Raw genomic sequence first — 7,996 nt, forward strand, 5'->3', positions numbered from 1 at the left:
CCTGAGCGTTAACTCCTGTTGTTGTACCATCATTTGCAATTACAACAGTGTCTAATACCGGGGTAAATCCAACTAAAGTCGAAAGACCCCAGTTGCTTCCATCACCATTGCTGGTGAAATCATAAAAACCATGGATAGATGCTGGCGCTTCAACTGAGAATATCACTTGTGACATAGCAGTAGAACCGACCATTACCAATCCAAAGGAAAGTAATAGTTTTTTCATAACATAAGTAAATTAAAGATGCCCTAAATTAAGGAAAAATTAACAAATAAAAAATTTTTAATCAGAAAGTTGAATGATATAAGTGATTGATTGCTAATTCGGGAACAAAAAAAGCCCCCTGAAAGGGAGCTTTTGTAGTGTATTACGGGGTTTTGCCTGAACTAGTCGGCAGCAACCATTGCTTTTAAATATTCACGGTTCATGCGAGCGATGTTCTCCAAAGAGATTTCTTTCGGACATTCAACAGCACAAGCACCTGTATTTGTACAGTTTCCGAAACCTTCTTCGTCCATTTGCTTCACCATATTCAGAACGCGTTGCTGTGCTTCAACCTGTCCTTGCGGCAATAATGCCAATTGAGATACTTTCGCAGAAACGAAGAGCATTGCGGAAGCATTTTTACAAGATGCAACGCACGCACCACATCCGATACACGTTGCAGCTTCAAACGCTTTGTCTGCTTCAGCTTTCCCGATCGGAATAGCGTTTGCGTCCATTGTGCGTCCGGAAGTGTTTACAGAAACGAATCCACCAGCTTGTTGAATACGGTCAAATGCCGAACGGTCTACAACCAAATCCTTGATTACCGGAAACGCTTTTGCTCTCCACGGCTCTACATAAATCGTTTCGCCGTCTTTGAATTTACGCATATGCAACTGGCACGTTGTAACTGCGCGATCCGGACCGTGTGCTTCTCCGTTGATGTACAAAGAACACATTCCACAAATCCCTTCCCGACAGTCGTGGTCAAATGCGATTGGCTCTTTGCGCTCATTCACCAGCTGTTCGTTCAATTGATCTAACATTTCCAGGAATGAACTGTCTGTTGAAACATTATCCAATTTGTATGTCTCCATACTTCCTTTCGAATTCGCGTTCTTTTGACGCCAAATCTTCAGGTTTATATTGATTGTTTTTGATGCCATAACTCTAATGTTTATGTTTCAGGTTTGATTTCAGTCGGTACGCGATGTGTCACGTGACTGTCAAAAACCTGATTACTTATAATTTCTTGCTGCTATTTTAATATACTCGTAGTTCAATACTTCCTTGTGTAACTCGGATTGGTTAATATCCATTCCTTTGTATTCCCAGGCTCCAACGAAGTTGAAGTTTTCATCGTCACGCAAAGTTTCACCTTCCGCATCCTGATATTCTTCGCGGAAATGTCCACCGCAAGACTCATTACGTTGCAAAGCATCTCTTGCCATCAATTGACCCAATTCCATGAAATCCGCTACGCGAAGTGCTTTTTCCAATTCAGGATTCAATTCATTTGCATCACCCGGAACGTAAACCTCTTTGTAGAACTCTTCGCGCAAAGCAGCAATTTCTGCAATAGCTTCAGTCAAACCTTGTGCATTTCGACCCATTCCTACTTTGTTCCACATGATGTGTCCCAAACGTTTGTGGAAGTGATCAACTGTTTTTGATCCGTTGTTATTCAGGAACTTTGAAATCATGTCTTTCACATGATTTTCAGCCTCGTCAAACTCAGGCAAATCCGTTGAGATTTTTCCTGTACGGATATCTCCCGCCAAATAATCTGAAACAGTGTAAGGAACCACGAAATATCCGTCAGCCAACCCCTGCATCAAAGCAGAAGCTCCCAAACGGTTTGCACCGTGATCTGAGAAGTTTGCTTCACCTGCCACAAAACATCCCGGAATAGTTGATTGCAGGTTATAATCAACCCAAACACCACCCATTGTGTAGTGAACTGCAGGATAAATCTTCATCGGAGTTTCATACGGGTTCTCATCTGTAATTTTTTCATACATCTGGAACAAGTTTCCGTATTTCTCTTCCACCCATTTCTTACCCAACTTGATAATTTCTTCCTCACTTGGATTGTGATTTCCGGAAGTATGAGCAGCTTGTTTTCCTTTGGCTTTAATCTCAGCCGAGAAATCCAGGTAAACACCTTCCATCGTATCATTTGCCTCAATTCCGAAACCGGCATCACAACGCTCTTTCGCTGCACGGGAAGCAACGTCACGCGGAACCAGGTTTCCAAACGCCGGGTAACGACGCTCCAGGTAATAATCTCTATCTTCTTCAGCGATATCCGTTGGTTTCATTTTACCTGTACGAATTGCTTCTGCATCTTCTTTTTTCTTCGGCACCCAAATTCGACCGGAGTTACGCAATGACTCTGACATCAATGTCAACTTCGATTGGTTTGTACCATGTACCGGAATACATGTCGGGTGAATTTGTACATAACAAGGGTTTGCGAAGTAAGCACCACGTTTGTGCGCTTTCCATGCTGCTGTTACGTTAGATCCCATTGCATTGGTAGAAAGGAAGTAAACGTTTCCGTAACCACCGGTACAAAGAATCACGGCGTGAGCTGAATGACGCTCAATTTCACCTGTAATCAGGTTGCGGGCAATGATTCCGCGCGCTTTTCCGTCTACTTTCACCAAATCCAGCATTTCGTGACGGTTGTACATCTGCACATTTCCTAATCCGATCTGGCGGGAAAGTGCTGAATAAGCTCCTAACAACAATTGTTGTCCGGTTTGTCCTGCAGCGTAGAATGTACGTTGTACTTGTGTACCACCGAATGAACGGTTGTCTAACAAACCGCCGTACTCGCGTGCAAAAGGAACTCCCTGAGCAACACATTGGTCGATGATATTTCCGGATACTTCAGCCAAACGGTGAACGTTTGCTTCACGTGCACGGTAGTCACCCCCTTTGATCGTATCGTAAAATAAGCGGTAGACCGAGTCACCGTCGTTCTGGTAATTTTTTGCTGCGTTGATACCTCCCTGAGCTGCGATGGAGTGTGCACGACGCGGAGAATCCTGGAAACAGAATGCTTTCACGTTGTACCCCATTTCTCCAAGAGAAGCTGCTGCTGAAGCTCCTGCCAAACCTGTTCCGACAACGATCACATCAATTTTCGGACGGTTATTGGGTGCAACTAAGCGCAAGTGGTCTTTGTAGTCGGTCCATTTTTTTGAAATGTGACCTTCTGGTATTTTTGAATCTAGAATAGACATAAAGTAATTTTTTGAATATTATTTTCTCAAGTAAATAATAACTGGAATGATCGCGAATAATAATGGAACTACAATTGCAAACGCTTTACCGACGAACGAGATCAGCCCGTTGTATTTTCTGTGGTTCAATCCCAATGATTGGAATGAAGAAGCGAATCCGTGCCACAAGTGGAACATCAATACGAACATCGAAACGACGTATAAGATAACTGCTATAAGTGCGTATTGGTTTGTTGGCTGACCTTGCTCAGATTGCCCGAAGAAGTTCATGACAACAGTATGCAAGTCGCGGTAACCTTCTGCCGCAACCAAACCACTTTGAGGATCTTTGAATTTTGTTCCTTCCGGTTTGATTTGAATTTCTTTTTCATTTGTTTGCGGATTGATGTATCCGATCGGGAAATAAACGCCCATTGTTGTAAGAGCCTGAATTTCTGTGTACTCTTGCGTTACCGGCTGACCAGTCATCGGGTCTTGTCCTTGCTGTACTTTTTTCACTTCAACATAATGCAACGGAACTGTTTCAGCTACTTTTTGCTTGTACCAGAAGTTTGCCATGTGCGTACAGATGAATACCAAAATAATTGTACCCAAAATAGCCATGTAACGGGAAGCTGCTCCGGAATTTGCACTTGGCTTGTTGTAAGCGTAGTTTTTCGGACGAGCCTGCTTGTTTTTCACTGCTAAATACAATCCAAGGAAGGCGTGAGCCAAAATAGAGATGTAAGTAGCGTAAGCCAAAATCTTAATGAAGATGTTGTGACCCATGAAGTAGGCGTACTCGTTGAATGCACGTCGACCTTCTTCACCCGTTTTCGTAATTAGTTGAAGGTTTCCCAACAAGTGTCCGATAAGAAAGGTTATCAGAAAAAGGCCGGTTAAAGCCATCCAATACTTCTTTGCTATTGAGGACGTAAATATTCCAGATTTACTCATAGTATTTTAAAAAATGTTTCAAACGTTACAAATTTAATAGCTAGAACAACCCAAATCAACGTTTGACCTTATTTAGAAACAATATAGATTATTTTAGAAAAGTGAGTATCTCATTGGGCTGGAACCAAAAAAAGCGACATTCCTGCCGCTTTTTCTTTTTTTTGGAACAATAAATTAATGACTTGCTACCTCGCTGTCCAGGGAAATTCCTTGTTTTTTGAGCAGTTTATTTACGAAAATTGCAAAGAATGTAATGTATGCAAAGCAAACTGCTCCAACAATAAACGACGGTTGGATTCCAATGATGTCGGATAATTTACCTTGAATCGGAGGAATAATACCGCCACCAAGAATCATCATAACCAGGAATCCGGAACCTTGCGCCTGGTATTTCCCTAATCCGGCCAGGGAAAGCGAAAAAATACAAGACCACATGGTAGAACAGAAAAGACCCACACTTAAGTATGAATAGATAGAAACAATTCCGGTAGTAGATAAGCCAACGACGATGCAAACTAATCCGAGACTTCCGAAAATAGCAAGCGAGCGGGCAGGTTTGTCTTCTGTAAAATAAGATGCGGCGATCTGAACCAGAACACAAATAAAATACCAATACAGAGGTTTCACATTATATCCGGAAACGATCGAAACGGTTAAACTTACTCCCAGTGCAATGAGGGGAACAATAAATTTCAGAATCAGTTTGGTTTGTCGGGAAAAGTTGAAAGCATTGATTGATCCGGACCAGCGCCCGATCATCAAACTTCCCCAATACATGGCAATAAACGGAGTTGTTTCGGAAGATTCAAAACCTCCGAATGCCGGCTGTTTTAACAATTCACTCAGGTTACTTCCAACAGCCACTTCGACACCCACATAGACGAAGATGGCGAGCATTCCCAGACTTAGCTGCGGATATTTCAATGCTCCCCAGCCATGCTCATTCTTTTTTGCTGATCGGTTTGCAAATAAAATACCACCCAAGACACATAGAAGCCCTGCTGAGAGCCAAACCATTCTGTATTTTTCAAGAGGCTCCTGTATTTTTTTGATTTCAATTTCGATTTCCTTTTTGGTTTCCAATTGAGAAGCCGTAAGGTTTTGGATCGGTTTGTTGTCTTCACCGATTGTTAATTGCTCCAGGTCGCCTTTCAATTCTGTTAATTGTTTTGCTTCATCGGAGCGGTAGCTGTTCATAACCGGTGAGAAGCAGGCGATCAATAAGCCGGTTATTACCAGCATGGTCACCATTCCCTTTTTTGCCCTGTCGGATGTTTCGTCAATGATTTGTTCTAACTGTCCGCCCGGTAATTTTTTAGAAAAACTGAAAAGTGCAGCCACTCCAAGAAATAAACAACCGACGCATGCATACAAAATCACTACTTTGTTCAGACTCAATGCTTCGATTTTTTCGTCTGGGATAGCTGCAGTGGTTCCAAATAGTGCCAATGAAACAATGATCGGTCCGATGTTGGTTCCCAAACTATTGATTGCCCCTCCCAAATTGATGCGGTTACTTCCGGTTTTCTCATCTCCCAGCGCAATCATAAACGGATTGGCAGAAGTTTGCTGTAAAGAGAACCCCAAAGCAACAATGAATAATCCGAATAACATCGCAGCAAAAACATTCAGGTAAACGGAGATAATCATCATTGTTGCACCCAAAGCAGAAAAAAGCAATCCGTTAATGATACTCTTTTTATAGCCCCACGTTGAAACCAGGTCTTTTCTGGTCATGGTGCTAAAAACAAATAAACCAAGTGCTCCGAGGTAATATGCGCCATAAAAAGCAAAATCAATCAGCTGGCTTTGGAACTGATCCAGGTTGAAATAATGCTTGCAAAAAGGAATGAAAATATTGTTTCCCGCCGCAATAAATCCCCAAAAGAAGAATACAGTGGTGAGTGTGGAAAGTGCTCCGTAGTTTGTTTTTGTAGTTTGCATTTGGTAACGAAATTTCGTCGAAAATAACCAGAATTCGCTTATGATGCTATTTTTAACGCTTTGTGAAGCGTGAATTAACTAATTCGTTATAGGTGAAAGGAGATTTTACTTTTCTTCTTCCAATAATTTTCCGATATCACCGATTAGCTTGTCTACTTCTTTGGAATCAGTTCCATCGTAATAGCCTCTGATGCGCTTATGTGTATCTACCAAAACAAAATAATTCGTGTGAATGAAATCCGAACCGACATCTCCCTGGTTGGCTGCTTCAGCAGGTTTTAACACAAAAAAACTACGTCTGGCAAGTTTATACAGATCCGTTTTTTCACCGGTCAGAAAATGCCATTGTTTCGGATCGGCGCCATGACCATCCGCATAAAGTTTCATTTGAGCCACAGAATCTGTTTCGGGATTGACGGTGAAACTTAGAATTTTGAACTGATCATTTCCTTTGTAAGCGGCCTGAACACGTTGCATTTCTGCATTCATTCTCGGACAAATAGTTCCGCAGGTTGTGAAGAAATACTCGGCAACATAGACCTTTCCTTTCAGATCTTTCGATCCGTATGGTTTTCCGCTTTGATCCGTAAATGAAAACTCCTGGATGGTATGCCCGAAACCCTTTCGTGCCAGGTCTTTCTCCACCATCTCCGATTCCACATCGATGGGATTATAGATCTTCAGGGGTTTATCCTCCGGTTTCGTGAAGACATACGCAACAACAACTCCAACAACGAAAATGAGACCAACAATGAGAACGCGCATCTTGTTTTTTTACAAAAGTACGTCCTAAAGTCTTTCGATAAACATTAATCTCCTCCTAATTTCAGCGTGTATTGTAACATGACTGTTCTTGGAGCTTCGATTTTCAAAGGTCTCAACGAGTATGTTTTGTTTAGAATATTGCTTCCGATAATTGCAAAACGGTGCTTGTCTTTCAACAAATAAGAGATCCGTGCATCGAAGATCCAGTTACCGTGGCGGTGAGAGTTGTAGAAATCCATGTAAGAAATGTCCTGGATAGAAGCCAATTGTTTCGTAATTTCTTCAAATCCGGCAATAACCCCATCCATATTCACAATCTTGGAATAATATTTCGCACTGAAACCGATTGCTAATTTCTTTAAAAAAGAATATTCCATGTCGATTTTCAAATTGTGTAAAAACCTATATTTCAAAACGCGAGAACTAGAATCTAAAGAAGTGAAGTTGTATGAGTAACTATTACCATAAGCATCTTTGGCGTACTTATAATCTGGTGACAATGTTACTGGTTTAATAAATGTGTAACCACATAGAAAGGTTAAATCGCTTTTCTTTCCAAGACTGACGGTACCGGCTAATGAAGCATCTATTCCCTTCACTTGAGATCTTCCGGTATTAACAAATTTGAAACCGAAAGAATTTGATAAGTCCTGAACAAATGGTTTCCAGAAACCGAAAGTATATTCAATTGTGTTTTGATATTCCTGCCAAAATCCGGCAATATCAAAGAAACTCATTACAGGTCCGATTTTGAAACCTTGTTTGATACCAAATTCTGCATTCCAACTAGATTCCGGTTTAACGTCTGCGTTCGGAAACACTCCAAAATTTCCAACACCTGTACTAATAAATCGCTCTGTTATTGTTGGGAAACGGTAACCTTGTCCATATGAAGCTCTTAAAAATGTAGCCTTAGTCAGTTTGAAATTAGTTCCTGCCCGGAAAATAGGTTTTAATGCTGTAAGAGAGTCGTTCAGTTGGAAATATTCCAGGCGCCCACCAATAGAAATAGTCAATCGTTTCCAAAACTTTTTCTCAGCTTGTGCATATGCTGATAGATTCAATAATTGATTAGTTGTTCTACCTCCACCGGAATAAATTTTAGCATAAGAAT

At 41.3% G+C, this 7,996-nt stretch carries 7 protein-coding genes; all 7 read right to left on the bottom strand.

What is annotated here, in order from left to right:
* On the bottom strand, window positions 1–226 hold a 226-nt coding region (locus Q1V93_RS01835; RefSeq protein ID WP_300660685.1), incomplete at its 3' end, for a hypothetical protein.
* A 161-nt stretch (window positions 227–387) separates the two neighbouring features.
* Window positions 388–1,152, bottom strand: coding sequence for a succinate dehydrogenase/fumarate reductase iron-sulfur subunit (locus Q1V93_RS01840; protein WP_300660686.1), 765 nt, complete (start codon window positions 1,150–1,152; stop codon window positions 388–390).
* 72 nt (window positions 1,153–1,224) lie between these two features.
* On the bottom strand, window positions 1,225–3,237 hold the full coding sequence (locus tag Q1V93_RS01845; RefSeq protein ID WP_300660687.1) for a fumarate reductase/succinate dehydrogenase flavoprotein subunit: 2,013 nt from the start codon (window positions 3,235–3,237) through the stop codon (window positions 1,225–1,227).
* A gap of 18 nt (window positions 3,238–3,255) precedes the next feature.
* Entirely contained in the window at window positions 3,256–4,173 is a 918-nt protein-coding gene (locus Q1V93_RS01850; protein ID WP_300660688.1) for a succinate dehydrogenase cytochrome b subunit, read from the bottom strand.
* 174 nt (window positions 4,174–4,347) lie between these two features.
* The gene (locus Q1V93_RS01855) at window positions 4,348–6,117 is read right to left on the bottom strand and encodes an MFS transporter (RefSeq protein ID WP_300660689.1); all 1,770 of its coding nucleotides are present in this window, start codon (window positions 6,115–6,117) and stop codon (window positions 4,348–4,350) included.
* 105 nt (window positions 6,118–6,222) lie between these two features.
* On the bottom strand, window positions 6,223–6,882 hold the full coding sequence (locus Q1V93_RS01860; protein ID WP_300660690.1) for an SCO family protein: 660 nt from the start codon (window positions 6,880–6,882) through the stop codon (window positions 6,223–6,225).
* A gap of 44 nt (window positions 6,883–6,926) precedes the next feature.
* Window positions 6,927–7,996, bottom strand: a 1,070-nt coding sequence (locus tag Q1V93_RS01865; protein WP_300660691.1) for a TonB-dependent receptor, incomplete at its 5' end; no start/stop codon positions are given.

The organism is Fluviicola sp. (genome assembly GCF_030151805.1).
GTDB lineage: Bacteria > Bacteroidota > Bacteroidia > Flavobacteriales_D > Crocinitomicaceae > Fluviicola.

What these genes read in the sequence shown, in the direction of transcription:
- Q1V93_RS01840 (WP_300660686.1), bottom strand. Translation starts at nt 1,152, where the DNA reads ATGGCATCAAAAACAATCAATATAAACCTGAAGATTTGGCGTCAAAAG.
- Q1V93_RS01845 (WP_300660687.1), bottom strand. Translation starts at nt 3,237, where the DNA reads ATGTCTATTCTAGATTCAAAAATACCAGAAGGTCACATTTCAAAAAAA.
- Q1V93_RS01850 (WP_300660688.1), bottom strand. Translation starts at nt 4,173, where the DNA reads ATGAGTAAATCTGGAATATTTACGTCCTCAATAGCAAAGAAGTATTGG.
- Q1V93_RS01860 (WP_300660690.1), bottom strand. Translation starts at nt 6,882, where the DNA reads ATGCGCGTTCTCATTGTTGGTCTCATTTTCGTTGTTGGAGTTGTTGTT.
- Q1V93_RS01855 (WP_300660689.1), bottom strand. Translation starts at nt 6,117, where the DNA reads ATGCAAACTACAAAAACAAACTACGGAGCACTTTCCACACTCACCACT.